The following is a 24,878-nucleotide window of genomic DNA, read 5'->3' as shown; positions in this document are numbered from 1 at the left end:
CAGGTCACGCGTGCCCGAGGCGCTCGTGGTCGCGGTGCGACGCCGGCTCGATCTGGAACGTCGAGTGCTCGACCGACACGTCGAAGTGCGTCGCCAGGCACTCCTGCAGCTGGTCGAGGATCCGCGCGGTGTGCCCGTCGCCGAAGCACGCGTCGTCGACGACCACGTGCGCGGTGACCACGGGCAGCCCGGTGGCGACGAGCGTCGCGTGCAGGTCGTGCACCTCGCGCACGTGCTCCAGCGCCAGCAGGTGACCGCGGACCGCGTCGAGGTCGAGGCCCGGGGGAGTCGACTCGAGCAGGACGGCGGCGGTCTCGCGGAGCAGCCGGAACGCCCGCGGCACGATGAGCACGCCGATCAGCAGGCCCGCGACCGCGTCCGCCTGCTGCCACCCGGTCGCGGCGATGACGACCGCCGCGGCGATGACGCCGACCGAGCCGAGCGCGTCGTTGAGCACCTCGAGGAACGCGGCGCGCGTGTTGAAGGTCGCCCGTCGGCCGCCCGCGAGCACCGCGATCGCGGCTACGTTGGCGACCAAGCCCACGGCGCCGAACACGAGCAGCTCGGTCGACGGCACCTCGGGCGGCTCGGCGAGGCGCCGCACGCCCTCGACCAGCACGTACACGCCGACCGCGAGCAGCACGGCGGACTGCGCCAGCGCCGCGAGGACCTCGGCCCGCCGGTAGCCCCAGGTCCGGCGGGAGGTCGCGGCGCGGCGGGACAGGTGGGCGGCGACGAGCGCCATCCCGAGCCCGGCCGCGTCGGTGAGCACGTGCGCGGTGTCGACGAGCAGGGCGAGGCTGCCGGTGAGCAGCGCGCCCACGGCCTGGGCGGCCAGCACCGTCGCCGTCAGGCCGAACGCGACCGCGAGCCGGCCGCGGTGGTCCGGCGCGCCGTGACCGTGGTCGTGGCTCACGGCGCGCCCGCGGCGGCGAGCGACGCGCAGGCCGACGGCGTGCCGGACGGCTCGTGGTCGCCGGCGAGGAGGGCGTCGGCCGCCGCGAGGAGCGTCGCGAGCCTGCCCGGGGCGGCGACGGCGTAGATCGAGGCGCGTCCGCGCGGCCGGACGGTGACGAGCCCGCAGTCGCGCAGGCACGCGAGGTGGGCGCTGACCGTGCTCTGCGCGAGACCGAGGTGGGCGGTGAGGTCGCGCACCGAGTGCTCCCCGGTGAACAGGTGCCGCAGCAGCGCCAGCCGGGCCGGCTCCCCGAGCGCCCGGAACAGGGCGGCGGCCGGCGCGCCGAGGTCCGCGTCGGTCCGCGGACGGGCACCGTCCTGGTGATCGGCAGCCGGGGATGTGATCGCCATGCGGCGATGCTAGGGCGCGCTTCGGTGCGCCGTCGACGGCGTCGTGGCGGCGCGGCGGCGCGGCGGCGGCCCGTCGGAAGTCGCCGCACTCCAGCGGGGCAAATCGGGACGTAGGTCCCGATCGCGGCGCCGCCCGGCGCGTCGCCGGGCGGGGCGCTCGCGACCCCACCACTCCAAGGGCGCACGACGGCGACCGATGGCACTCAGTTCGACGGCGGAGTACTCCGTCGCCACGTCATCCGCTCACGGAAAACGCGGCGTCACGCCCCCTCAAAGCCGTTCCCGGCATTGTCAGATCGACGCCCGGCGGGGTGCGGGAAACTGAGGCATCACACGATAGATCCGCAGGTCAGAGCGGCTTTTGCACGCCTCGGAACGCGTCCGTTGCAATGGGTTCCACGCGCCCCGGCGGGCGATTCAGCAAACGTGGGAGGTGTCGTGGTCTGTCGTCTCGGCGAGGCGTCGCTCCTCCCGTTCGACGCCGACCCCGCGGAGGTCAGCCTGGCCCTGTCGGGGGTCGGCGTCCTGCTCGCGGTGGTGGCGTTGCTGGTCGCCGTCCGTGCGCGCCGGCGGCAGGCGGTGCCGGACGGACGCCCCGGCGCCCCCGCGGACGAGGCGGGGTCCCCGCCGCCCGCCGCCGGACCCGCCGTCGGTGCCGCGCCGGGCGGGACCGTGCTCCCTGCGCCGCCGGTCGCGTCGCCGGCTGCCGCGTCCGCCGCGTCGCCGGTCGCCGGGACCCCGGTCGCCGGGACCCCGGTCGTCCGGGCCGGCGCCCCGGAGCCGGAACCCTCCCCGCCCGACGGCCCCGAACCCGACGCCGCGGCCGCCTCCTCCGCCGCCTTCGCGGTCGCCGCCCGGCGCGACATCACCCTGCTCGACCGCCAGCTGCGCGCCCTCGACGAGCTCGAGCGCACGGAGACCGACCCCGACACGCTCCAGCAGCTGTTCCTGCTGGACAACCTCGCCATGCGCCTGCGCCGCGGCGCGGAGTCGCTGCTGGTGCTCGCCGGCAGCCCGCCCGGCCGCCGGGTGCGCGAGTCGACCGCGGTGTCGGACGTGGTGAGGACCGCGAGCTCGCAGATCGAGTCGTACGAGCGCGTCCGGGTCGACCTGACCGACGACCCGCCGCTCGCCGCCGTGCACGTGGTGCCGCTCGCGCACCTGCTCGCCGAGCTGCTGGAGAACGGCACGGAGTTCTCCGCCCCGGACACCACGGTCGACGTGCTCGGCCACTGCGACGAGCACGCCCTGCACCTGACCGTCCGCGACCGCGGACTCGGGATGACGCCCGAGGAGCGCGCCGCCGTCGAGGCGAGCGTGCGCGACGCCGGCGGCACGCGACCCGGGACGGAACGGCTCGGGCTCGCCGTGGTCGGGGCGCTCGCGGGCCGGCTCGGGGTCGACGTGACGTTCGCGGAGCCGGCCGACGGCCCGGGGACCGCGGTGACCGTCCGGTTGCCGCGCGAGCTCTTCGACGTCGAGAGCACCGGGGCCCCGCCCGTCGCCGTGGACGACGAGATCGTGCTTCCCGAGCCGGCGTTCGGCGGGGCGACCACGCTGCCCGACGCCGACCGCGGCGGCGCTGTCGGAGCACCCGCCGCACCCGTCCGGCCTCTCGAGGAGTACGTGCCACTCGTCGTCCCCGGCCCCCTCGCGCCGGACGGGACGGCGCCCGTCCCGGGTCATCGCCGGACAGCCACCTCGGGCGCGCACGCCGTGGCCCCGCTCGACCCGCCCGACGTGGACCTGCCGTCGTTCGACTCGATCCTGGCGGGCGACCTGCCGGCGCCGCGGCGTCCGGACGCGGGCGCGGCCGAGCGGCCCGCCGGGCAGGCGAACGGCCCGGCGTCCGGGTCGGTGGACGGGCCACGGCGCACGACGGGACCGGCCGCCGCCCTGGCCGGCGCCGCGCGCGCGCACCGTGGTCGCGGTCGGTCCGCCTCGTCCCGGCGCGCCGTCGCACCGGCCACCGCGCCGACGCCCGGCGTCGGGTCTCCGCCCGCGTCCGGCGAGGTGTTCTACCCGGACGCCGGTGCCGTCCCGGACCCCGGCGGGATCAGCGGCTCCGTGCCGCCGCCCGGCGACGCGGCCGAGCCCGTCACCGGCCTCGCCGCGGTCGACCCCCACGCGGCGCTCGCCGAGCGCGCCTCGCTGCAGCGCCAGGCCCTCGCCGAGCTCAGCAGCATCTCGTCGTACCGGCCCGAGGCGACGGACACGGGCGCCTCGGCGCTCGCACGGCGCACGCCGACCGCCGTGCGGGCTCCCGACGCCGAGCCCGACGACGCGATCGCTCGTGACGCCGAGGCCCTGCGCGCCCGGCTCACGGCGTTCCGGGCGGGCACCGCCCAGGGTGCCCGCGACGGCGTAGCCGGGACGGACCTGCTCGCTGCACCCGACCTGACCAGCACCGCCGAGGAGGCACGATGAACGGCACGACCCAGAACCGCACCGGGTTCGTCTGGCTGCTGGACGAGCTCGTGCGCTCGACGCCGGGCACGCGGTTCGCGCTCGTGGTGTCCGCCGACGGCCTGCTGATGACGATGTCCCAGGGCCTCGACCGGACCAGTGGCGACCAGCTCGCGGCGATCGTGTCCGGGCTCGCGAGCCTGACGCGCGGGGCGGCCCGCGAGCTCGGCGGGCGCCAGGTCGCGCAGTGCGTCCTCGAGCTGGACGTCGGCTTCTTCGTGCTGATGAACGTGTCGGGCGGGTCGGTCCTCGCCGTCGCGGCGGAGCCGACCTGCGACGTCGGCGTCGTCGGCTACGAGATGGCGATGCTGGCGAGCAGGGCGCAGACGACGCTCACCCCGCAGCTGGTCGCGGACCTGCGCCGCGAGCTGCCGGTCGACCCCCCGGCCGGCCGGCCTGCGGGTCACCCCGGCGTCCCCGCGCTCCGTCCGCTCGACCGGACGGACGGCTGACGTGGCGCGGCGGAGGGCTGACAAGGCAACGGTGGCCGGCGTGCGGCCGTACGTGCTCACCGGGGGGCGGGTTCCCGACGACGACGACGTCCGGCTCGACACGCTGGTGCACGCCGCGGCCGCCGCCGACCACGCGCCGTCCCTGAGCACGGAGCAGCGCGCGATCCTCGCCGGCCTGGCGGGCAGCTACCTCACCGTCGCGGAGGTCGCGTCGCAGCTGCGGCTGCCGCTCGGCGTCGCGCAGGTGCTCGTCGCGGACCTGGTGCGCCTCGGCGCGCTCCGGGTGCACGACGCGGGCCTGCCGTCCCTCGACCCGTCGGGAGGCGGCGCCTCGCAGGAGGAGCGGTACCTGGTCCTCGACGTTCTGGAGAGTCTCTACGATGGCATTTCCTCCCTCTGACCCGGGCGGGCCGACCCCCGGCACGGCTGCGCCCGTCCCCGCGGCGCACGACCGTGTCCCGCGCGGGGGCGCCGACGCCGACGGCCACGGCGCGCACCGCGCGGAGGCACCGACGGTGGTGAAGATCGTCGTCGCCGGCGGGTTCTCGGTGGGCAAGACGACGTTCATCGGGTCGATCTCCGACATCGAGCCGCTCAACACCGAGGCCGCGATGACCGAGCACTCGGTCGGCGTCGACGACGCGGGCGGGCAGTCCGAGCGCAAGACGTCGACGACGGTCGCGATGGACTTCGGCCGCATCGCGCTGCCGGGCTCGCTGTGGCTGTACCTGTTCGGCACCCCGGGCCAGGACCGGTTCCTGTTCATGTGGGACGACCTGGTGCGCGGCGCGATCGGCGCGGTCGTGCTGGTCGACACCGACCGGCTGGACCAGTGCTTCCCGGCGGTCGACTACGTGGAGTCGCGCGGGATCCCGTTCGTCGTGGGTGTGAACTGCTTCGACGGCGTCGCCAAGCACCGCCTGGAGGACGTGCGCGAGGCACTCGCCATCCCCGCTCACGTGCCCGTGCTCTACACGGACGCCCGCTCGCGCACCGCCACCAAGCAGGTGCTCCTGACGCTGGTGCGGCTCGCGATGGAGGGGCTGCGCCGTGCGTGACCACCCCGCCCCGACCGGCGAGCTCCGGACCCTCGGCCCGACCGAGCTCATCTTCTCGACGACCGACGCCCGCGGCGTGATCACCGCCGCCAACGGGGCGTTCTGCCGGATCGCCGCGCACGAGCAGCGCGACCTGCTGGGTGCACCGCACAACGTGATCCGGCACCCCGACATGCCGGGCGGGGCGTTCCGCGCGATGTGGGACACCCTGCAGTCCGGGCGGCCGTTCGCCGCCTACGTGCAGAACCTGGCCGGCGACGGCGTCGCGTACTGGGTGTACGCCACGGTGACCCCGCTGGGCGACGGCTACCTGTCCGTGCGGATCACCCCCGGGGTCGAGTCGACGTGGTCCGCGGCGGCGGGGGCGTACGGCGAGATGCTCGAGGTCGAGCGGGCGGCGCGGAACGCGGGGCACGGGTCCGTCGAGGCCGCCGCGGCCGGCCGCGACCACATGGTGCGCCGACTCGGCGAGCTCGGCTTCGCGAATCACGACGAGTTCATGCACACCGTCATGCCCGCGGAGGTGCTGGCGCTGGTCGAGCGCCGCCGGTGGGCGGCCGACCGGGGAGCCGTCGGCGGCCCGGCGGGCGACGTGCTCGCCGCGTGCCTCGCCGTGACCACCGCCCTGGAGGACCTGCTGCGCCGCCTGGACGGGTTGCAGCACCTGGCCGAGCGGCTGCAGGCGGTCGAGCAGGACGCGCTCGGCGCCGTCGCCGCGCTGACCGAGGTCACCGCGATGGCGTCGCAGGCCTCGGCGACGGTCTCCGACACCGCCCCCGTCCTGGTCAGCACGGCCGGTGCGATGTCGACGCTCGGCGACGAGGTCGGCGCGATGATGACCGCCCTCGCGCCGGCGCTCGCCGCCGCCCGGCGGTCGGTGCTGCGGGTCCGGTTCCTCATCGCCCTGGCACGGCTGCACACCGACATGGTCGGCGACGTCGCCCGCGAGGTCGGGCGCGGCGAGCCCGAGGTCCGACCGGAGCACCTGGCGCAGCTGAGCGCGACGCTCCGCGACGACCTCACCGCGGCGACCGTCGAGCTCGCCGCGGCGGCCGGTGTGCTGCGCGGCGTCGGCGGCGACCTGGAGAGCGCGCACGACCGGCTGCGGCGCACCGACCGGTTCCTCGCGACCTGGCGGGTGCAGGTGCCGCGGTACCAGGTGTCCCGGCAGCTCGCGCCGTACGTGTCGCCCATCGACGGGCGGCTGCGGATGAGCCACGAGCAGCTCGCCGCGATGCGGGACCTCGCGCAGGAGTGCGAGCGGGAGGCGCGGCCGTTCGACGACACCGCGCTGCGGGGGCTGGTCGGGCGGATCGCGCGGGCGGCGGACGAGCTGGCGACGCCCTGGGCCTCGGGGGGCGCGCGATGAGCAGGCAGCTCGCGGAGATCCTGCTGGAGCGCGGGCTCGTGGACGAGGAGCAGCTGCTCGCCGCGCTCGACGCCCAGGTCGCGACGCGCAGCCCGCTCGGTCCGGCGCTGGTCGCCAGCGGAGCGCTCACCGAGGAGCAGCTGGTCGGCGCGCTCGCCGAGCAGGCGGGGATGGCGTACGTCGACCTCGACACGGCCGTCCTCGACCCCGCGGTCGTCGCGCTCGTGCCCGGACCGGTGTGCCGGCGGCACGGGGTGCTGCCCATCGGCACGGACGACGGCGTGCTGCAGATCGCCATGTCCGACCCGGGCAACGTGCTGGCGCTCGACGACCTGCGCGCGCTCACCGGCCGGCAGGTCCGTCCCGTCGTGGCGTCCCGGCGCGCGCTCGAGTCGGCCCTCGACCGCTGGGTCCGGGCGGACTCCGAGATCGCGGACCTCAGCCAGTCCATGCAGGAGGCGCAGGCCGCGTCCGGCGAGGTCGCCGAGGTCGGCGATGTGCTGGACGCGGACACCCCCGTCGTGCGGTGGGTGAACCTCCTGGTCACCCAGGCGATCGCGGACCGCGCGTCGGACGTGCACGTCGAGCCGGCGGAGACCGAGCTGCGGGTGCGGTACCGCATCGACGGCGTGCTCAAGGAGCAGCAGCCGGCGCCGAAGGCGATGCAGGCCGCCGTGCTCTCGCGGATCAAGGTGATGTCGGACATCGACATCGCCGAGCGCCGCAAGCCGCAGGACGGGCGCATGTCGGTCGTCCACCAGGGGCAGAAGATCGACCTGCGGGTGGCCTCCCTGCCCACGGTGTGGGGCGAGAAGATCGTCATGCGGGTGCTCGACAACTCGACCGCGCGGCTGGACCTGCGTGACCTGTCCTTCTCGGAGCGCAGCTTCGAGGTCTACGACCGCGCGTACCGCAAGCCCTACGGGATGATCCTGGTCACCGGGCCCACGGGGTCGGGCAAGTCCACGACCCTGTACGCCACGGTCAACGCGGTCTCGAAGCCCGAGATCAACGTCATCACGGTCGAGGACCCGGTCGAGTACCGGCTCCCGGGCATCAACCAGGTGCAGGTGAACCCGAAGGCGGGCCTGACGTTCGCGGGCGCCCTGCGGTCGATCCTGCGGTCCGACCCGGACGTGGTGCTGCTCGGTGAGATCCGCGACCACGAGACCGCCCAGATCGCCGTCGAGGCGGCGCTCACCGGCCACCTGGTGCTGTCCACCCTGCACACGAACGACGCCGCGTCCGCCGTGACCCGTCTCGTGGAGATGGGCATCGAGCCGTTCCTCGTCGGGTCGGCGCTGGACGCGGTCGTCGCGCAGCGGCTCGCGCGACGGCTCTGCCGGAAGTGCGCGGAGCCCTACGAGCCGTCCCCGGCCGACCTGCGGTCCGCGGGCTTCACCTGGCCGGACCCCGGTCGCCCCGTCGAGCTGTTCCGCCCCGTCGGCTGCCCCGCCTGCTCGGGCACCGGCTACCGCGGGCGACTCGCCCTGCACGAGGTGATGGAGGTCTCCGAGCCCATCGAGCGGCACGCCGTCGCCCGGTCCTCCGCCCAGGAGATCGCGGCGACCGCGCACGCGGAGGGGATGGTCTCGCTGCGCGAGGACGGCTGGCAGAAGGTGTGCGAGGGTCGCACCTCCCTCGAGGAGCTGCTGCGGGTGGTCGTATGACGACGCCCTGGTACCAGTCGACCGGGACGCGACCCGCCGCGTCGGTCACCGCCGACCCGGTCGAGCCGGTCGCCTACCGGCCGGCGCCCGAGCCCGCCGACCCGCTGGAGCTCGTGGTGCAGGAGGGCATCGCGCTCGAGGCGTCCGACGTCCACCTGGCCGCCGACCACCCGCCCCTGCTGCGGGTGCACGGCGAGCTCCGCCCCTCGCAGGTGGTGGGTGTGCTCGGCGACGCCGACGTGCGACGGATCGTCGAGCAGATGGCCACCCGCCAGCAGCTGGCCCGGTACGACGCCGAGCACGAGCTCGACTTCTCGCACGAGGTGGCCGCGGGGTACTCGGCGCGCGTGAACGTGTACCGGCAGAGCGCGCGGGTGGCCGTGGCGATGCGGCTGATCCCGGACCGGATCAAGGGCCTCGACCAGCTGGGCCTGCCGCCCGTCGTCGCGACGTTCGCGGCCATGCCCCGTGGGCTGGTGCTCGTCACGGGACCGACGGGCTCCGGCAAGTCGATGACCCTGGCCGGCATCCTCGACCTGGCCAACCGCACCCGGCCCGACCACATCCTCACGGTCGAGGACCCCATCGAGTACCGGCACCGGTCGCAGCGCTGCCTCATCACGCAGCGGGAGATCGGGGACGACACCGACTCGTTCGCGGCCTCCCTGCGGCACGCGCTGCGGCAGGACCCCGACATCATCCTCATCGGCGAGATGCGCGACCCGGAGACCATCCAGACGGCGCTCACCGCCGCCGAGACCGGGCACCTCGTCTTCGCGACCCTGCACACCCAGGACGCCGCCCGCAGCGTCGAGCGCATCGTCGACTCGTTCCCGGCCGACGGCCGCGAGCTGGTCCGCACCCAGCTCGCGGGCACCCTGCGCGGCATCGTCTCCCAGACCCTGTGCCGCCGCGCCGGCGGCGGCGGCCGGGTGCCCGCCGTCGAGGTGCTCATCACCACGCCGGCCGTGCGCGCCCTCATCCGCGAGGGCCGCCAGCACCAGCTGTACTCCACCATCCACTCCGGCGGCGACGTCGGCATGCAGACGCTCGACCAGGCGCTCGCGGCGCTCGTGCTCCAGGGCCAGATCACGTACGAGGCCGGGCTGGACAAGGCGCGGGACCTCGAGGCGTTCGAGCGGCTGTGCGGCCGCCGCGCCGCCGCCCACGGCTACGGCGCCGGGCCGGGGGTGCGCTGATGGCCGGCGGGATGAAGACCTTCGAGTACGCGGTCGTCGGTCCGGACGGACGGTCGGTCACCGGCCGGATCGAGGCCTCGAGCGAGCGCGCGGTCGCCACCCGGCTGCGGGAGCTCAACCTGGTGCCCACCGCGATCGACGAGGTCGCCGCGACGGGGATGAACAAGGAGATCTCGCTCGGCGGCAAGAAGATCAAGCCGAACGACGTCGCCATGGTCGTCCGGCAGCTCGCGACGATGGTCCGCGCCGGCCTGCCGCTGCCGCGGGCGCTGAGCGTGCTGGTCGACCAGTCCGAGAAGCCCGCGCTCACCGAGGTGCTCCGCGACCTGAACGCCGAGGTCGGCGGCGGCGCCTCGCTCGGCGACGCGGTGGACCGGCACCCGGCCGTGTTCCCGCCCGTGGCGCGGGCGCTGGTCGCGGCCGGCGAGGTCGGCGGGTTCCTCGACGAGGCCCTCGCCTCCGCCGCGGCCGGCATGGAGTCCGACCTCAAGCTCCGCCGCACGATCAAGTCCGCGATGGTCTACCCGGTCGTCGTCCTCGGCATCGCCGTGCTCGCGACCGTCGTGATGCTCATGTTCATCGTGCCGGTGTTCGCCGACATCTTCGAGGGGCTGGACAGCGAGCTGCCGGCCCCCACGCAGGCGCTGGTGGTGCTGTCGGACGTGCTGGCGGTCGCGGCGCTCCCGCTGGCGGCGGCGATCGGTGCGTTCGCCTGGTGGTGGCGGAAGCACCGCCGCGACCCGAAGGTCCGCGACGCCGTCGAGCCGCGGCTGCTGCGGGCCCCGCTGGTCGGCCAGCTGATGCGCAAGCTCGCCATCGCCCGGTTCACCCGGAGCCTGTCGACGATGGTCAGCTGCGGCGTCGCCCTCGCCCGTGCGCTGGAGGTCGTCGGGCCCACGAGCGGCAACATCGTGATCGAGAAGGCGGCCGCGCAGGCGGGGGAGTCGGTGCGCGGCGGCGAGTCCTTCGCGGACAGCCTCGAGGCCACGGGCGTGCTGCCGTCCCTGGTGGTGCAGATGGTGACCGTCGGCGAGGACGCCGGAGACCTCGACGGGATGCTGCGCCACGTCGCCGACTTCTACGACGAGGAGGTCACGAAGGGCACGGAGTCGCTGACCAGCGCCCTGGAGCCGCTGCTGCTCGTGATCATCGGGGGCGTCGTCGGCGGAATGCTCCTGGCCCTGTACATGCCCATTCTCACGGTGACGAGCAACATGTGACGAAAAATGGTGAGGAAAATGAAGACAATGCGACGGCGCACCGGCCGGCGCGACGACGGCTTCACGCTGACGGAATTGCTGGTCGTCATCGTGATCATCGGGATCCTGGCCGCGGTCGCGGTGCCGCTGTACCTCAACCAGCAGTCGAGGGCGCGCGACTCCGCGGCGCAGTCGGACGTCTCCGGGCTCGGCCGCGAGGTCCAGGCGCAGCTGGTCACGGAGGACGTCAGCGCCATCCGGGTCGGCTACGGGCTGCTCGGCGCCGCTGGTACCTCCGGACGGCTCTACACGATCTCGACGGGGAGTGGTGCCTCCGGCACCTGGGAGGGCCTCGGACGCGTCTCGGCGCACGTGTTCCTCGCCCAGGCGAACGGTTCGGCGCAGTACAAGGGCGACTCGTTCCTCACCGCGCCCGACGGCACCTGGACGGGCTTTCCGCTGGTCGTGCACGACCCCGTGAACCCGGCGGCCACCGACCTGACCGAACGCAACTGGTGCGTGCACGTCTCCGTGGACAACGGAAAACCGACCTGGGGCGTCTGGCGCTACTCGGCGATGCGCGGCCTCGAGGACGGGCGCTGCGGCGCGTACTGATCGCGACCAGCGACGCAGATGTCCCGTCGTCAGCCGCCCGCCCCGGTGCTCGTGCGCGGCGACGGACGAGGGAGCGGTACCGGCCGCGACCTCACCGGGAAACACCTCGAATCGACACTGGAGGACAGACACATGTGTGCACGCCTGAGGCGAGTGCGCGACGACGACACCGGCTTCACCCTCACCGAGCTGCTGGTCGTCATCGTCATCATCGGGATCCTGGCCGCGGTCGCGGTCCCGCTGTACATCAACCAGCAGGCCCGCGCCCGGGACTCGGCCGCGCAGTCGGACGTGTCCGGCATCGGCCGGGAGATCCAGACCCAGCTCGTGACGGCAGACCCGACCCGGATCCGCGTCGGCATGAACTTCGATCCCGTGACCGGCGACCCGACGACCTACTGGGTCAGCTCCACGGGCTCCGCCAGCGGGGCAGAGCCGCTGGGAGGCGTGTCCACCTCCGTGAAGCTCCTGACCGGGGCGGGTGCTGCCGTGGCTGACGAGACCACGGCCGTGGCTCTCGTGCCTTACCCGGGGGACTCGGACCCGGTCAACCAGCACAACTGGTGCGTGAACGTCCGCACCGACGCGGGCAAGGAGAAGGACTACCGGTACTCCGCGCAGCGCGGACTGGAGACGGGCACGTGCTCGTGACCGTGTCGTCCTGATCGCCGGGGCGATCGCCTCGGACCCGCGGTGCACCGCCGCACCGTCGCCCGTCCCCGGAGCATCGCTCCCGGGACGGGCGACGGCCGCAGAGAGCAGAAGGGACCACACGTGACCAACCGACGCATCGGCGTCGACCTGGGCCGCACGGCGGTCCGGGTCGCCGAGGTCGACGGCGCACCCGGGAAGCGGCCGCGGCTGCTGCGGTTCGGCGAGCAGCCGCTCCCGCCCGCCGCGGTCGAGCGCGCGCAGGTGCTCGACCCCCGTCGGGTGGCGGCGGCGGTGCGACGCGCGTGCCGGACAGCCGGCGTGCGCGCGCGCGAGGCCGTGCTCGGCGTGGCCGGGGAGCACACGATCGTCCGGCCCGTGACGATGCCGGCGGCCTCCCGCGAGCAGATGCGCGCGTCGCTGCCGTTCCTGGTGCAGGAGAGCCTGCCCGTGCCGGTGGCCGACTGCGTCCTCGACTTCTACCCGGTGCGGGGCGACGGGGAGCGGGTCGAGGGCCTGCTGGTCGCGGTGCCGGACGCCGCCACCGCCGCGGCCGTCGAGGCGGTCGAGCAGGCCGGGCTGCGCGTCGTCGGTGTCGACCTCGCGGCGTTCGCGCTGGTGCGCGCCGTGGTCCCGCGGGGTGGCGAGCACGCCGTGACCGCCGTCGTGGACGTGGGAGCGGACGGGGTGCAGATCGTGGTGGCCGAGCACGGCGTCCCGCAGCTGGTCCGGTTCGGCGGCGTCGCCGGGACCGCGCTGGTCGCCGAGCTCGCCCGCCTGCTCGGGGTGGACGTCGACGCGGCCGAGCAGGCGCTGCGTGACGAGCGCGTGCTGCACGGCGACCTCGCCCCGGTGGTCGCGGCCCACGCCGAGCGGATGGCCACGATCGTGGCGGAGACGCTGGCGTTCCACGCGCAGGGCGGCAACCGCCCCGTGGAAGCTGTACTGCTGACCGGCCGCGGGGCCGGTCTGCCCGGGCTCGGCCAGTACCTCGCGTCCTTCGCGCGCGTCCCGGTCTCGCTGCCGCGGCCCGACGGGGTGTTCGCGGTGGAGGGCAGGGCTGCGAGGGCCTGCGAGGGCTCCCTCCCGGTGTGGGCCGTCGCCGCGGGGCTGGCTTCCGGCGGTGGTGCCGCGTGAGCCCGCTGCGTGCGCGGGAGCGCGCTCCGAAGGCCGAGCGCGACACCGGGTCGCAGGTCGCGACGCCGGTCGTGGACCTGCTCCCGGACGTGGTGCGGAACCGGCGCGCCCTGCGAGCGGTGCGCCTCCGGTGCGTCGTCCTGCTCCTCGCGGTGGTGCTGGCCCTCGTGGCGGCCCTCGCATGGGGGATGAGCGCCCGCTCGTCGGCGCAGTCGCGCGAGACCGCGGTGCAGGCCGAGTCCGATGCGCTCGCCGCCCAGATCAACGGCTACGCGGATCTCGTGAGCCTGCGCTCGGACATCACCGCGGTGCGGTCCGCGATCGCGGACGGGATGCGCAACGAGGTGCTCTGGGCCGACCTCGTGCGGCACGTCCAGGACCGCATGCCGTCCTGGGCCCTGCTCGAGAGCGGATCGATCAGCATCACCTTCGAGTCGGACTACCTGGACCAGGCCGACGACGACCCGTTCGACCCCGGGTTCGCGATCGGCACGATCACCTGGGTCGTCCACGTGCCGACGCTCCAGCAGAGCGGTGAGCTGCTCACCGTGTTCGACGCGATGGACGGACTGTTCGGCGCCACGTTCACCTCCGTCGAGCGGGACGAGCAGCTCGGCACCCACAAGGTGTCCGGCACGGTCCAGATCGACGCGTCGCGACGCTCGCAGCGCTACGTCGAGAGCCCGGGCGAGGCCGGCGCGGAGGCCGGCCGGCCCGAGCAGGAGGAGGAGGCGGCGTGACGAGCACGCGCAGGCTCTGGTGGGTGGCGACCGTCGCCGTCGCGCTGCTGCTCGCGGCCGGGTGCTGGTTCCTCGCGCTCTCCCCGATGCTGGACGAGACGCGCGAGGCCGACGCAGCGGCGGACCGCACCGAGGAGACGAACGAGGACCGACGCCGCGAGATCGTGCGGCTCGCGGCCGACCGGGAGGACCAGCCGGCGCTGGAGGCGGAGCTGGCCGGGCTCCGGCGGCACTTCCCGACGTCGCTCGAGCTCGAGTCGTTCGTGCAGCGGCTCGCCGACCTCTCGGCGCGCTCGGGTGCGGTCGTGACCTCGGTGTCCCGGGCGGAGCCGACGGCGAGCGACGTCGGCGGCGGCCGTCTCTACCAGGTGGAGGTGAACCTGTCGGTCGACGGCACCTTCGAGCAGAAGATGCAGTACCTGAGCGACCTGCAGTCGATGGACGACCGGCTGCTCCTGGTCACCGCGTGGAGCAACCCCGGCGCGGACCAGAGCATGACCGCCACGGGCTACACCTTCGTCCTGATCGACGCCGACGCGGTCCCGTCCCCCGACGCGCCCGCCGACGAGGTGGCCGACCCCGACGACGAGGCCTCGCCGTGACGCGAGGGACCCGCCTCGCCCGGTGGCGGCGCTCACGCGACGCGGGCTTCACCCTCGTCGAGTCCGTCGTCGCCACGACGCTGTTCGGCATCTTCGCCGCGTCGCTCCTCACGTTCGTCATGGGGACGTTCCGGATGACGGTCGAGACGCAGCGGCGGGTGACGGCGTCCCAGCTCGCGGCGGGCTCGGTGGCGGAGGCGCGGGCGCTCGCGGCGCGCCCCCCGGCCGGAGCCGCCGGCCCGGCGGCCGTGCCGATCGACCCGACGTTCCTCGTCGACACGTCCACGGTCGACGTCGGCGGCGTGCCGTACGAGGTGCGCCGGACGGCGACGGTCGTCCGTCCGGAGGGGGGCCCGGTGTGCGGCGACCCGCTCTCCGCGGTCGCGACACCCGCCGCGCTGGCGGAGGTGCGCGTCGAGGTGTCGTGGCCGACGGCGAGGTCCCCGGTGCGTGTCGAGCAGCGCGAACCGCTGACCGAGCGGTCGTTTGTCGCGGTGCGGGTGCACGACGACCAGCAGCCCGTCGCCGGCCTGGAGGTCGCGCTGCTCTCGGCGGTCAGCGCCGGGGCGCCCCCGGGCCTGGCCGGGACGGCGACCACCGGCACCGACGGCTGCGCCGTGTTCGAGGTGGACCCGGCCGCGGACCCGGCACCGTCCCACTGGTACGCGGTGGACACGGGGGACGCCACGGCGGCCTCGGCGCAGTACGTCACCGCCGACTGGCGGTTCAGCACCGGGACGGTGCCGCTCGGCCGCGTCGGTCCCGGGGAGGTGCGGTCGGCCGCGGTCGAGGTCCGGCGCGAGGCGACGCTGCGGTTCGTCCTGCTGGACGGGGCCCGGAACCCGCTGGCCGGCAGCGACACGGACGGCGTCAGCGTGTCGCTGGTGGCGGCGGACGGGCGGGCCCACGACGCCGAGCAGGTCCGCAGCACCGCCGAGGCGGTCGACGTGGTGGTGCCCGACGACCGTTCCCGGACCGCCTGGCGGTACCCGGCGCGGCACCGGGACCTGGCGGCGGACGGGCTGTGGTGGACGGCGGGCGGCGCCCCGGTGGTGACGCCCTCGTCGGTGACGATCACGCTGCACCCCGTCGACCAGGAGGTGCAGGGGACGGAGCCCGCGGTCTTCGAGATCGCGGCCACCGGGGACGGGCCGCTGCACGTGCTCTGGCAGGTCTCGGGCGACGGCGGTTACACGTGGCACGACCTGGACTCCGGCGAGGAGATGACGAGCGTGCAGGTCCCGCCGGGGACCGAGCTGCCCGGTGGGATCACGGACCGTGGCGTCCTGTCCGTGCGTGCCGTGGTGTCGAACGGAGTCGGTCACGCGGTCTCCGCCACGGCGCGCGTCCGGGTGCTCCCGGCCGAAGAGGAGGAGCCGGCGCCGCAGCCGGCGCTGCCGGTGATCACCATGTCACCGGTGGACGCCACCGCGTCGGTCGGCGACCGGGTGACGTTCGAGGCGTCGGCAGAGGGCGCACCGGCGCAGTACGTGCTCTGGCAGAGCTCGTCGGACTCCGGGCTCACCTGGGACGACCTCGCGGTCGACGCCGACCTGTGGACGTGGGAGACGCCGGAGCTCACGGCGCAGGACCACGCCCGGTGGTACCGGGCCGTGGTGATCGGCGCCGAGGGCATCGCGATCTCGGGTGTGGCCACGGTGTCGCTGTTCGAGGGTCCGCGGGAGTTCACGCTGCGCGCTCTGTGGCCCGCGGACTACGTGGTCTGGGTCGGCCCCCGACCCGGCGCCCTGGTCCCGGTCACGCTGGAGCCCGGACGGACGGTGGACCTCCTGCTGTCCGTCGACGGCGGGGTCGTCGCGGTGCGGGACGCGGACGGCGTCGTGACCGTCGTGGACGGCGGTGCGGGATGAGTCGCAGGTGCGCGGCCCGGCGCGGGTGGGCGGCTCGACGCCGGCACCCCGCGGGTCGCCGGCCCGGGACCCGGGCGTGGGGCGCCGGGGTGCCGGACGCCGGCGTCACCCTCACCGAGCTGGTCGTCGCGATGACGGTGTTCGGCATCATCCTGATGGGCGTCGCGACGCTGACCGCGGGGATCCACCGCTCGGACGGCGCGGCCCGGGACCGGGTCGACGACACCGCGGAGGGCAGCTACGCCCTCGAGCAGATCGACCGCGCGGTGACGCGGGCCGCGGTGCCGACGACGCTCGGCGGCCGGGAGCGAGCCGCGTTCGCGGAGGCCGGGCCGGGCACGATGGTCCTGTACGCGGACCTCGACGACCCGGGTGGTGCCGCGGGCCCGTCCCGGGTGGAGCTCGTGCTCGCGGACGGGGTGCTCTCGCAGACGGTGCGTCGGCCGGTCGAGGGCACCCGGGACACCTACTGCGCGGACGACGACGGCTCGCCGGCGTGCGACGGGCGGGTGCGGACCCTCGTGCTCGCGCGCGCGGTCCGGAACGACGGCACGGAGCCGCTCTTCACGTACCTCGACGCCGAGGGCGCCGTGACCGACGAGCCGCACCGCGTGCGCGCCGTCGAGGTCGCCCTCGTCGTGCAGCAGGACCCGTCGACCGGCGGCGCGCCCACCCGGTTCGCGGCGCGGGTCGTGCCCTACGGGCTGGTGCGGTGACCGGCGCGGCGCCCGCACCCGGCCTCGGACCCCGGAGGAGGACCTCGATGCGACGACGACGTGCCCGGGCGGGCGACCACGGGCAGCGCGACGCCGGGCTGTCCGCCGTCAGCGTCCTGTTCACGTTCCTCGCGCTGACGGCGCTCGTGATGGTGACGTCCGTCTACGCCTCGAACGCCGTCCGACCCGCTGCTCGGCACCTGCACTGGGCGCAGGCGGGCGCGGCCGCGGAGGCGGGGGCCGCCGACTACGAGCAGCGGCTGCTCGCGGACCCGACCTCCTGGCTCGACGTCGACTGCGGCGATCCCGCGCAGGTCGGGCAGGACCCGGGCGTGCTGCCCCACGCCTGCCCGTGGCCGGCGGGGGAGACCGGCTGGGCGCCGGTGGCCGACGGGGACGACCCGGCGACGTCGCCCGCGTACCACTACGAGGTGACGACCGCGCCCGCCGAGCTCGACGACCTGTGGGCGAGCTCGCTGACCCTGACCGTGACCGGGCGCGCGGGCTCCGTCGAGCGGGTCCTCGAGGTGCGGTTCGCCCGCGAGTCCACCGCGGACTACGCGCTCCACCAGGAGACGGACCTCGTCGAGCCGACGACGTGGGCCGAGGGCCGGCGCGCGCTCGGCCAAGCGACGGACCTGCCCGACGGCTGCGGCGCCGGCGCGGTCCTGCGGGCCGCGGACCGCACCGACGAGTGCCCCAACGTGGGCGTGCTGGCGCCCGGCGACTCGATCACCGGTGCCGTGCTGACCCAGGACCGGCTCGTGCTGGGCGCCGAGGCGGGCCCGGGGGCCGACGCCGCCCTGGTCGACGGCGAGTACGCCACGGCGGACCAGCGCTGCGGCCCTGAGGACGACGACACGGGCTCGTGGGCGGGGTGCGTCGGCACGGACGCCGGGGGCGACGCGGCGGCCGGGCGGGTCGACGAGCTGCTGGGCGGCTGGGCGCCGGTGCGACGGTCGTGGTCGGGCCTGCCCCACGGGATCGCGACGCTGTACGCGGACGTACCGGGCTGCCACTACTACGGCGCGACGCGCATCGTCGGCGAGGGCAAGTCCATGCGCGTGTGGTCCCCGGGCACCGCGGCCGCCGCCGCGCGCGGGGCCACCGTCGCGGTCCCCGGGCCCGACGGGGTGCTGCCGACCTGCGGGACGGGGTCGGTGGGCGTGCCCGACGGGCTCGCGGTCGTGGTCTGGACCACGCCGCTGGAGTACGCGACGGCCGCCGGGTCGTGGGCGGTCGACACGCCGCTGGACACGGTCGACCAGCAGGTCGGCGGTGACGACCGCTACGGACGGCTGCCGATCGGGGCCTACGGGTCGACGCCCGACCCCGCGCTGGCGCCCGGGGGCGACTGGCTGACCGGTGCGGTCGACCCCGAGCAGACCCGCACGACCAAGTGGGCGCGGTACGGGAACCTCTACGTGGAGGGGCAGTTCTCGCCCGGTGCGGACGACGGCGGAGGCGGGGTCACGTTCGTGGCGCAGGAGTCCGTGGTGGTCACGGGCGACGTGCTGCGCACCGGCGCGGGGCCGGGCGACGCGTGCGGCGAGGTGGGCACCGAGTGCCTGCTGGGCGTCGTGGCGGGCCGGGACGTCGAGGTGATGCACCCCGTGCTGGCGGACCTCGCCGGGGAGGGCACGGACGCCGCCGACGCGCGGTGGGACTTCGGGTTGACGATCGGCGAGGCCCCCGTGCGCGCGCCGGCGGACGACACGGAGAGCCGCGTGGGCAGCTGGTTCGACTCGTGGCCGCACCGGTACAGCGACCAGGCGACGGGTGCGCCCCACCCCGACCCCGCGGCGGGCCCGGGTGTGCAGGTGCAGGCCGTCGTCCAGGCGCTCTCCGGCACCCTCCGCGTGCAGCACCACGGCGGGGCGGCCGGCGCGTTCGACGTCGTCGTGCACGGCTCGCTCGCGCAGCGGTACGCGGGCGCGCTGGGTCCCGCGGCGGCCACGGGGGACGGGGCCGGCTACCCGACGATCGTGCACGACCCCGCCCTGGCGAGCGCGGTGCCGCCGTACCTCGCCCCGCTGCTGGGCACGGCCTGGCAGGTGCGGGCGGTGTCGGAGCTGAGGGCCGGCTGAGCACGGGCGTCCGGGAGGTCAGCCGAGCAGACCGACGTACCAGGCACCGACCGGGTCACCGACGGCGATCCCGACGAACGCGCCGGCGAGCATCCACGGGCCGAACGGGATGCCCGACCCGCGACCCGCGCGCCCCAGGACGACCAGCACCGCCGCGTACACGCCGCCCAGCAGGAACGCCGCGAACCCGCCCACCACGAGCGCGTCCCAGCCGAACCAGCCGAGCACCAGGCCGAGCACTCCCGCCAGCTTCACGTCGCCGAGGCCCATGCCCGCCGGGTACGCCAGGGCCGCGGCGAGGTAGAACGTCAGCAGCGCCACGCCGGCGACCCCGGCCCGCAGCAGCGCGCCCCAGTCGGACGTGCCGCCGGGGTTCCACGCCGCGAGGGCGAGCAGCACCGCGAGCACGGGGTACGAGGGCAGCACGATGACGTCGGGCAGTCGGTGCACGTCCACGTCGATGAGCGCCAGGGCGACCGCCACGGCCGCGAGGTACAGCACGGCCGGCAGCGCCCACGACGGGCCGACCAACGCGGCAGCGGCGGCGAACAGCGCGGCTGTGCCCGCCTCGACCAGCGGGTACCGGGCGCTGATCGGGGCTGCGCAGTCCCGGCACCGTGCTCGGAGCAGGAGCCAGGACACGACCGGGACGTTGTCCCGCGGCCGGATGCGCGCGCCGCACGCCGGGCACTCCGACGGCGGGCCGGTGACGGACCCGCCGCGCGGGACCCGCCAGATGACGACGTTGAGGAACGAGCCGATCGCCAGGCCGAGGACGGCGGCGGCGAGGGCGAGGGCGGCGGTGGGGGGCACGGGGCTCCTCGGGACGGGGTCGTGGTCAGCCCGCGCGGTGCGAGGCGACGTAGGCGTGCACCACCGCGACCGGGAGGCGCCCGCGCTCGGCGACGCGGAAGCCGTGCTCGCGCGCCCAGATCCGGACGGCGGCGGGCTCGGCGCGTGGGACGAGGTCGAGGTCGGCGGCGGTCTCGGGCGCGGGCGCGGCGGGCTCGGGGTCGGGCGCGGTGCCCGCGACGTCCGGCGATCCGGGCCCGCTCGGGTCACCGCGGTCTGCGCTCGCGGGGGGATCGCCGCCGGGCTCGCCCGGGCAGATGATCGTCCGCCCGGCCCGGATCCAGCGCGCGAGGGTGTCGAGCGCGGCCTGCACGGCCGCGGGGTCGGGGACGGAGGCGGGCTCCGGGTGCGCCGCCGGGGCGGCGACGGGGTCGGGCTCCTCGACCGGCGGACCGCAGCCCGCGTCGTCCGGCCACGTGCTCCACCCGTCGGACGCGGGCGGGGGATCGCCGGGTTCGTCTGATCGGGTCATCCGTGTGCTCCGGGTGCGTCGGTACGTGCCGCGCGCGGACCGGGGCGGGCGGGTTGCGGGCCCGCTCGTGCGCGATTCGCGTGCTGATTCATGAGTACTCGCCCCCCAGATCCCCTCGAATCGCGTGAGCACCTACGCGAAAGCGGCGGATCGACGGAGACGGCGGACGGCTGCGGATCCGCGGCGCCGCAGGCGGTCCCGCACGTGGTCCCGGCCTCCTGCGGAGCGGCGGCGCTAACCTCGAGGTGCGGTCGCGGGCGACAGCCGCAGCGCGGGGCCGCACGTCACCAGCAGCCGGACATCGGAGCACCCCATGCCCACTCGACCGACGACCCACGACCCCGCCGCGGCCGGCGCAGCCGCGGTGCCCGCCTCGTCCGTGGCGCCCGCCCCGACCTCCCGTCGCGCGCTGCGCGGCGCCGCCGCCCTCGGGGCCGTCGCGCTGCTCGCCGCGTGCGCCTCGGCGGACCCCGGCACGAGCGGGGACCCCACGACCGAGCCCGCCACGCCCACGCCGGCGCCGACCGGGACGCTCGAGCTCGTCGCCGGGTCGTCGGTGGTCGGGCTGCCCGACGGGCTGGACGCGCCGCCGGTGGACGCCGCCGCCGGCGCCGCGCGGACGTCGGACGACACCCTGCTCTACGTCGTCACCTGGGGGTCCAGCACCTGCCCGCAGGTCGCCGACCCGGAGGCCTCGGCGGACGGCGACGGCGTCGTGCGCGTGACGTTCGCCGAGCCCGGGGACGGCCCGTGCACGATGGACTACGTGCCGGCCACGTCGGTGGTCGCGCTGCCGGACGCCACGGCGCCGGACGCGGACCTGACCGTGGCGGTCGGCGAGTGGGGCGAGGTCGCGCTGCCGGCGGGCTCGGTCGAGCCGGGCTGGGTGCTCGCGGAGGGCTGACCCCGAGGCGCGGCCCGGGTGGGCGAGCCACGGTCGGGCCGTGGCCGGCGGTCCGGGCTGCTCGGCGGCCGCGCCGTCGCCGAAGGTCTGCCGCTGGAGGTCGGCGTCGAACCGCGCGACCTCCTCACGGTGCCGGAGCAGCGCGACGCCGCCGAGAACCGCGAGGACGCCGACGACCAGGGCCGGCCAGAACACGGTCACGCGCCACCACCTCCACCCCGCCGGGCGCCGTGCCCGACGTGGTCGCGAGTGCGCCGAGGCGTGCGGGGGCGCGCCGGCGGTGGGCGCCGGGTGTGCTCAGCAGAGGCCGGCGGACCGCGCCCAGGCGACCGCCTCGTCCCGGGTCGACGCGCCGATCTTGCGGTAGATCGACCGGACCTGGGACTTCACGGTGTTGCGGGAGACGAACTGGCGGCGCGCGATGTCCTCGAGCGAGTCGTCGCTCGTGAGCTCCGCGAGCACGACGAGCTCGCGCGGGCTCAGCAGGTCGACGACCTCGCTCGCGGCGTCGGTCGGGCTGAGGTCGGTGGTGTGCATGGGGGCGTCCCTGTCGTGGGTCGGCGTGCGCGGATACCGAGACGATCGGTCGCGGCCGGGGGCGCGTGAGCGCATCGCGAGCGGCGCGGGTCGGGCCTGGGTGGCAGCACCCAGGCGGCGGACGCGCGGCGGACGCGCGGTGGACGCGCGGCGTGGCGGGGCCGGCGCGCGGGCGGGCGTCCACAGGCGGCCGAGCGGGGCTGGTCAGCGGCCTCAAGGGCCTGGCTAGGGTCGGGCACTCAGCCGCGCTCGCCCGTCCGTCCCGGGGAGAGGCCCGGTGCTGGCACACCGGACCCCTCGTGCCCGCTCGACAGATCCTCAGGAGACCTGACATGCACGCACGGCCATCTTGGCATGCCCGCCGCGCCACCTCGGCGCTGCTGGCGGCGCTCCTCGCCGCGGCGTCGGCGACCGCCCTGCTGCTCCTCCCGGACCCGGCCCGGGCGGTCGCGGCGGCGCCCGCGGCCGGCATCAGCATCACACCCGCCGGGTACGGACCCGTCCAGCTCGGCCCGTTGGAGGGGACCGCCGGGTCGGACGAGCACGGGTACTGCGTCCAGGCGCGGGTCGCCGCGTCCGGCGCCGCGGACGCGCCGCAGGGTCTCGCGCACGTCGACGACCCGCAGCTCGGCGCCGCGCTCGCCCGGCACCGGTGGGCGACCGACGACCTCACGCAGGCCGCCCTCGGGTACGAGATCCACCAGCGGCACGAGCGGCCGGGGTTCGTCGCGGGCGGCGACGTCGCCGCGGTCAAGGTGCTGCTGGCCGACGCCACGCCGCAGGCCGTGAAGGACCGCGCGGCGCAGATCATGGCGGAGGCGGCCGCCGAGGCGGGCCCGTGGGCGGGTGCCGCCGGGACCGTGTCCGGGTCGGGCGGCCGGACGGGGGAGATCCGCGGGATCGAGCTCCGGTCGGCGGCCGGGAGGCCGGTCGTCGGCGCGTCGTTCACCGTGACGCTGACCGGGCCCGCGGTCCTCGACGCCTCGGGGACCCGCACGTACACCGGGACGACCGCGGGCTCGCCGGTCGCGCTCGCCTGGACCGCCACGGGCAACGGCACCGTGGGGTACTCGATCGTGTTCCCGGACGCGCCGCGCACCACCGTGACCGTCGTCGAGCTGCCGTCGAACCGGCAGGACCAGCTCACCTACGGCAACCGGCCCGCGCACGACATCGCGGAGATCACCGTCCCCGGCGAGCCGTTCGAGGTGGTGAAGGACTTCCGCCCGCGCGCGACGACCAGCGTGCGCGACACCGTGGTGGCCGACGGCGACCCGCTCGTCGACGTCGTGACGTTCACCGCGGCGCCCGGCGACACGTGGGTCGAGCTCGACGGCGTCCCGGTGGCGCTGCCGGCGGACGTCACCTGGTACGGGCCGTACGACAGCCCGCAGCCCCAGGCGGCGGCGGCGCCTGCGGGAGCACCGGTCGCGGGGGTCGAGCGCGTGGTAGCGCGCGGCCCCGGGACCACCGCGACCACGGGCGCCGTGCGCGCCACCGGCAACGGGTTCTACACCGCCGTCGTGACGATCCGCCGGGCGGACGCCGGTCCGTTCGCCGAGTACGTGCGCGAGGACTTCGCGGCGCCGTGGTTCGAGCAGGTCGAGACGGCGGTGAACCGGTTCGACCTGGCGCACGAGTCGCAGACCCGCGAGTTCAACGTGGTCCCCGGCGGGCGCGCCTTCGACCGGATCACCGTCACCGGGTACCCCGACGACCACGGCGGGTTCGGCGGGCTCGGCGACTGGGCGGCCGACCTCGGCGAGGCGACCGTCACCGTCTACGGGCCGCTGGCCGCGCTGCCGACGACCGCCGAGGTCCCCGAGGGCACGCCGGTGCACTGGACCGACACGGTCGCCGCGGTCAACGGCTCGTTCGACGTCGGGTACGACGACGCGCACCCCGTCGTCGCCCCGGCCCGGGCGACCCACCCGGGCGGCGACTACTTCGTGTTCGTCTACGCGTTCGCGGGGGACGACCGGGTGGACGCGTTCGTCAGCCCGTTCGACGACCCGCGCGAGGCCTTCTACGTACCGGGCCCGCCCGAGGTCGTCGTCCCGCCGTCGGTCGTGACGCGCGCCCGGGCGACGACCACCACGGGCGGCAGCATGCACGACGTCGCGCTGGTCACCGGCGCCACCGACCCGGGCGACCACCTGGTGTTCCGGGCGTACGGCCCGCAGGACCCGGACGCCGACCCCGTGTGCGACGAGGACGCGCTGCTGTGGACGTCGGACGCGGTGCCGGTCGCCGGGGCCGGGCTGTACGACTCCGGGCCGGCGCCCGCCCCCGACCGGGCCGGGGCCGTGTCCTGGGTCGAGACGCTCCTCGCCGAGGACGGCACCGTCCGGCACACCGGCACCTGCGGTCTGCCGTACGAGACGACGCTCGTCACGCCGGACCTCGCGGTGCGGACCGAGGCCCGGGCGGGCGCCGGCGTGGACGGCGGGGCGGCTGCGGTCGGGGAGGGCGAGCCGGTGGTCGGCGACGACCTGTGGGACGTGGTCGTCGTCAGCGGGACCGTCCCCGCGGGCGCCACGACGGTCGTCGACCTGTTCCACACGCCGGAGGGCGAGGAGCTCGTCTGCGCGGACCCGGTCTGGACCTCCGAGCCGATCCCGCTCGGGCGGGGCGCGGGCGAGTACGTCACGGGCCGGTACCCGACGACCGCGCCCGGGACCTACGGGTTCGTGGAGCGGACGACGGCCGCGGACGGGACGCCGCTGTCCGCCGGCACGTGCGGCGACCCGGCCGAGACGCTGACCGTCGCGGCGCCCGAGCCGCAGGCGCCCGCGCCGGAGCCCGAGCAGCCGCTCGCCGTCACGGGTGCGGACGGCGCCCTGCTCAGCGGCGCGGCCCTGGTGCTGGTCGTCGCGGGGGTCGGGGTGGTCGCCCACCGGGCGCGGCTGCGGCGCGCCCTCGACGCGGCGGAGGACGACGACGCGGCCTGGCCGGTCGCGTGAGGGGGCGCGC

Annotated in this window: 23 protein-coding genes; 18 read left to right on the top strand and 5 right to left on the bottom strand. The window is 75.9% G+C overall.

Translation table 11 applies throughout. The features are described from left to right. Positions 1–4 precede the first annotated feature (4 nt). Together Cpa01nite_RS11465 and Cpa01nite_RS11460 are read right to left on the bottom strand one after the other, a co-directional pair. The gene (locus Cpa01nite_RS11465) at positions 5–916 is read right to left on the bottom strand and encodes a cation diffusion facilitator family transporter (protein WP_203668901.1); all 912 of its coding nucleotides are present in this window, start codon (positions 914–916) and stop codon (positions 5–7) included. Next, entirely contained in the window at positions 913–1,308 is a 396-nt protein-coding gene (locus Cpa01nite_RS11460; RefSeq protein WP_203668900.1) for an ArsR/SmtB family transcription factor, read from the bottom strand. Before Cpa01nite_RS11460 ends, Cpa01nite_RS11465 begins: the two co-directional genes overlap by 4 nt. A 438-nt stretch (positions 1,309–1,746) precedes the next feature. Between Cpa01nite_RS11460 and Cpa01nite_RS11455 the strand changes: the two genes are divergently transcribed. The 16 genes from Cpa01nite_RS11455 (at position 1,747) to Cpa01nite_RS11380 (ending at position 19,140) form a co-directional block, all read left to right on the top strand. After that, positions 1,747–3,735, top strand: a complete 1,989-nt coding sequence (locus Cpa01nite_RS11455) for an ATP-binding protein (protein ID WP_203668899.1) — start codon at positions 1,747–1,749, stop codon at positions 3,733–3,735. After that, on the top strand, positions 3,732–4,226 hold the full coding sequence (locus tag Cpa01nite_RS11450; protein ID WP_203668898.1) for a roadblock/LC7 domain-containing protein: 495 nt from the start codon (positions 3,732–3,734) through the stop codon (positions 4,224–4,226). The genes Cpa01nite_RS11455 and Cpa01nite_RS11450 overlap by 4 nt, the downstream gene beginning before the upstream one ends. 40 nt (positions 4,227–4,266) lie before the next feature. Then, on the top strand, positions 4,267–4,626 hold the full coding sequence (locus tag Cpa01nite_RS11445) for a DUF742 domain-containing protein (protein WP_203668897.1): 360 nt from the start codon (positions 4,267–4,269) through the stop codon (positions 4,624–4,626). Further along, entirely contained in the window at positions 4,607–5,284 is a 678-nt protein-coding gene (locus Cpa01nite_RS11440; RefSeq protein ID WP_239068724.1) for a GTP-binding protein, read from the top strand. The genes Cpa01nite_RS11445 and Cpa01nite_RS11440 overlap by 20 nt, the downstream gene beginning before the upstream one ends. Next, positions 5,277–6,653, top strand: a complete 1,377-nt coding sequence (locus Cpa01nite_RS11435; RefSeq protein WP_203668896.1) for a PAS domain-containing protein — start codon at positions 5,277–5,279, stop codon at positions 6,651–6,653. The genes Cpa01nite_RS11440 and Cpa01nite_RS11435 overlap by 8 nt, the downstream gene beginning before the upstream one ends. Then, positions 6,650–8,323, top strand: coding sequence for a GspE/PulE family protein (locus Cpa01nite_RS11430; protein WP_203668895.1), 1,674 nt, complete (start codon positions 6,650–6,652; stop codon positions 8,321–8,323). The genes Cpa01nite_RS11435 and Cpa01nite_RS11430 overlap by 4 nt, the downstream gene beginning before the upstream one ends. Continuing rightward, a complete protein-coding gene (locus Cpa01nite_RS11425) occupies positions 8,320–9,522 on the top strand; it encodes a type IV pilus twitching motility protein PilT (RefSeq protein WP_203668894.1) in 1,203 nt (400 codons plus the stop codon). Before Cpa01nite_RS11430 ends, Cpa01nite_RS11425 begins: the two co-directional genes overlap by 4 nt. Then, on the top strand, positions 9,522–10,742 hold the full coding sequence (locus Cpa01nite_RS11420) for a type II secretion system F family protein (RefSeq protein WP_203668893.1): 1,221 nt from the start codon (positions 9,522–9,524) through the stop codon (positions 10,740–10,742). Before Cpa01nite_RS11425 ends, Cpa01nite_RS11420 begins: the two co-directional genes overlap by 1 nt. Positions 10,743–10,760: 18 nt before the next feature. Further along, on the top strand, positions 10,761–11,336 hold the full coding sequence (locus tag Cpa01nite_RS11415; RefSeq protein ID WP_203668892.1) for a type IV pilin protein: 576 nt from the start codon (positions 10,761–10,763) through the stop codon (positions 11,334–11,336). Positions 11,337–11,468: 132 nt separating this feature from the next. After that, on the top strand, positions 11,469–11,987 hold the full coding sequence (locus tag Cpa01nite_RS18880) for a type IV pilin protein (RefSeq protein ID WP_203668891.1): 519 nt from the start codon (positions 11,469–11,471) through the stop codon (positions 11,985–11,987). A gap of 123 nt (positions 11,988–12,110) precedes the next feature. After that, positions 12,111–13,124, top strand: coding sequence for a pilus assembly protein PilM (gene pilM, locus Cpa01nite_RS11405; protein ID WP_203668890.1), 1,014 nt, complete (start codon positions 12,111–12,113; stop codon positions 13,122–13,124). Beyond that, positions 13,121–13,864 carry a hypothetical protein gene (locus Cpa01nite_RS11400; protein WP_203668889.1) on the top strand — a complete coding sequence of 248 codons (744 nt, stop codon included), beginning with the start codon at positions 13,121–13,123 and terminating at the stop codon, positions 13,862–13,864. The genes pilM and Cpa01nite_RS11400 overlap by 4 nt, the downstream gene beginning before the upstream one ends. After that, entirely contained in the window at positions 13,861–14,466 is a 606-nt protein-coding gene (locus Cpa01nite_RS11395; RefSeq protein WP_203668888.1) for a hypothetical protein, read from the top strand. Before Cpa01nite_RS11400 ends, Cpa01nite_RS11395 begins: the two co-directional genes overlap by 4 nt. Then, the gene (locus Cpa01nite_RS11390; protein ID WP_203668887.1) at positions 14,463–16,337 is read left to right on the top strand and encodes a prepilin-type N-terminal cleavage/methylation domain-containing protein; all 1,875 of its coding nucleotides are present in this window, start codon (positions 14,463–14,465) and stop codon (positions 16,335–16,337) included. The genes Cpa01nite_RS11395 and Cpa01nite_RS11390 overlap by 4 nt, the downstream gene beginning before the upstream one ends. A gap of 89 nt (positions 16,338–16,426) precedes the next feature. Then, entirely contained in the window at positions 16,427–17,053 is a 627-nt protein-coding gene (locus tag Cpa01nite_RS11385; RefSeq protein ID WP_203668886.1) for a PulJ/GspJ family protein, read from the top strand. 47 nt (positions 17,054–17,100) lie between these two features. After that, on the top strand, positions 17,101–19,140 hold the full coding sequence (locus Cpa01nite_RS11380) for a hypothetical protein (RefSeq protein WP_203668885.1): 2,040 nt from the start codon (positions 17,101–17,103) through the stop codon (positions 19,138–19,140). Positions 19,141–19,158: 18 nt separating this feature from the next. Here Cpa01nite_RS11380 and Cpa01nite_RS11375 read toward each other — a convergent pair whose 3' ends face one another. Continuing rightward, entirely contained in the window at positions 19,159–19,953 is a 795-nt protein-coding gene (locus Cpa01nite_RS11375; RefSeq protein ID WP_203668884.1) for a prepilin peptidase, read from the bottom strand. Between the two features lie 25 nt (positions 19,954–19,978). Next, positions 19,979–20,464 (bottom strand): Lsr2 family DNA-binding protein, encoded by a 486-nt coding sequence (locus Cpa01nite_RS11370; RefSeq protein WP_203668883.1) that lies wholly within the window; start codon positions 20,462–20,464, stop codon positions 19,979–19,981. A gap of 313 nt (positions 20,465–20,777) precedes the next feature. Here Cpa01nite_RS11370 and Cpa01nite_RS11365 point away from each other — a divergent pair, with 313 nt between their 5' ends. Further along, positions 20,778–21,368 carry a hypothetical protein gene (locus Cpa01nite_RS11365; RefSeq protein WP_203668882.1) on the top strand — a complete coding sequence of 197 codons (591 nt, stop codon included), beginning with the start codon at positions 20,778–20,780 and terminating at the stop codon, positions 21,366–21,368. Between the two features lie 297 nt (positions 21,369–21,665). Here Cpa01nite_RS11365 and Cpa01nite_RS11360 read toward each other — a convergent pair whose 3' ends face one another. Then, the gene (locus tag Cpa01nite_RS11360) at positions 21,666–21,905 is read right to left on the bottom strand and encodes a LuxR C-terminal-related transcriptional regulator (protein WP_203668881.1); all 240 of its coding nucleotides are present in this window, start codon (positions 21,903–21,905) and stop codon (positions 21,666–21,668) included. Positions 21,906–22,237: 332 nt separating this feature from the next. Here Cpa01nite_RS11360 and Cpa01nite_RS11355 point away from each other — a divergent pair, with 332 nt between their 5' ends. Further along, complete coding sequence (locus Cpa01nite_RS11355; RefSeq protein WP_203668880.1) at positions 22,238–24,868, top strand: hypothetical protein; 2,631 nt, start codon at positions 22,238–22,240, stop codon at positions 24,866–24,868. Positions 24,869–24,878 lie beyond the last annotated feature (10 nt).

Source organism: Cellulomonas pakistanensis (assembly GCF_016862755.1).
Taxonomy (GTDB): domain Bacteria; phylum Actinomycetota; class Actinomycetes; order Actinomycetales; family Cellulomonadaceae; genus Cellulomonas; species Cellulomonas pakistanensis.
This window is presented reverse-complemented; position numbering and strand designations above follow the sequence as displayed.

What these genes read in the sequence shown, in the direction of transcription:
- Cpa01nite_RS11460 (WP_203668900.1), bottom strand. Translation starts at nt 1,308, where the DNA reads ATGGCGATCACATCCCCGGCTGCCGATCACCAGGACGGTGCCCGTCCG.
- Cpa01nite_RS11450 (WP_203668898.1), top strand. Translation starts at nt 3,732, where the DNA reads ATGAACGGCACGACCCAGAACCGCACCGGGTTCGTCTGGCTGCTGGAC.
- Cpa01nite_RS11440 (WP_239068724.1), top strand. Translation starts at nt 4,607, where the DNA reads ATGGCATTTCCTCCCTCTGACCCGGGCGGGCCGACCCCCGGCACGGCT.
- Cpa01nite_RS11430 (WP_203668895.1), top strand. Translation starts at nt 6,650, where the DNA reads ATGAGCAGGCAGCTCGCGGAGATCCTGCTGGAGCGCGGGCTCGTGGAC.
- Cpa01nite_RS11425 (WP_203668894.1), top strand. Translation starts at nt 8,320, where the DNA reads ATGACGACGCCCTGGTACCAGTCGACCGGGACGCGACCCGCCGCGTCG.
- Cpa01nite_RS11420 (WP_203668893.1), top strand. Translation starts at nt 9,522, where the DNA reads ATGGCCGGCGGGATGAAGACCTTCGAGTACGCGGTCGTCGGTCCGGAC.
- Cpa01nite_RS11415 (WP_203668892.1), top strand. Translation starts at nt 10,761, where the DNA reads ATGAAGACAATGCGACGGCGCACCGGCCGGCGCGACGACGGCTTCACG.
- Cpa01nite_RS18880 (WP_203668891.1), top strand. Translation starts at nt 11,469, where the DNA reads ATGTGTGCACGCCTGAGGCGAGTGCGCGACGACGACACCGGCTTCACC.
- Cpa01nite_RS11380 (WP_203668885.1), top strand. Translation starts at nt 17,101, where the DNA reads ATGCGACGACGACGTGCCCGGGCGGGCGACCACGGGCAGCGCGACGCC.
- Cpa01nite_RS11370 (WP_203668883.1), bottom strand. Translation starts at nt 20,464, where the DNA reads ATGACCCGATCAGACGAACCCGGCGATCCCCCGCCCGCGTCCGACGGG.
- Cpa01nite_RS11365 (WP_203668882.1), top strand. Translation starts at nt 20,778, where the DNA reads ATGCCCACTCGACCGACGACCCACGACCCCGCCGCGGCCGGCGCAGCC.
- Cpa01nite_RS11360 (WP_203668881.1), bottom strand. Translation starts at nt 21,905, where the DNA reads ATGCACACCACCGACCTCAGCCCGACCGACGCCGCGAGCGAGGTCGTC.
- Cpa01nite_RS11355 (WP_203668880.1), top strand. Translation starts at nt 22,238, where the DNA reads ATGCACGCACGGCCATCTTGGCATGCCCGCCGCGCCACCTCGGCGCTG.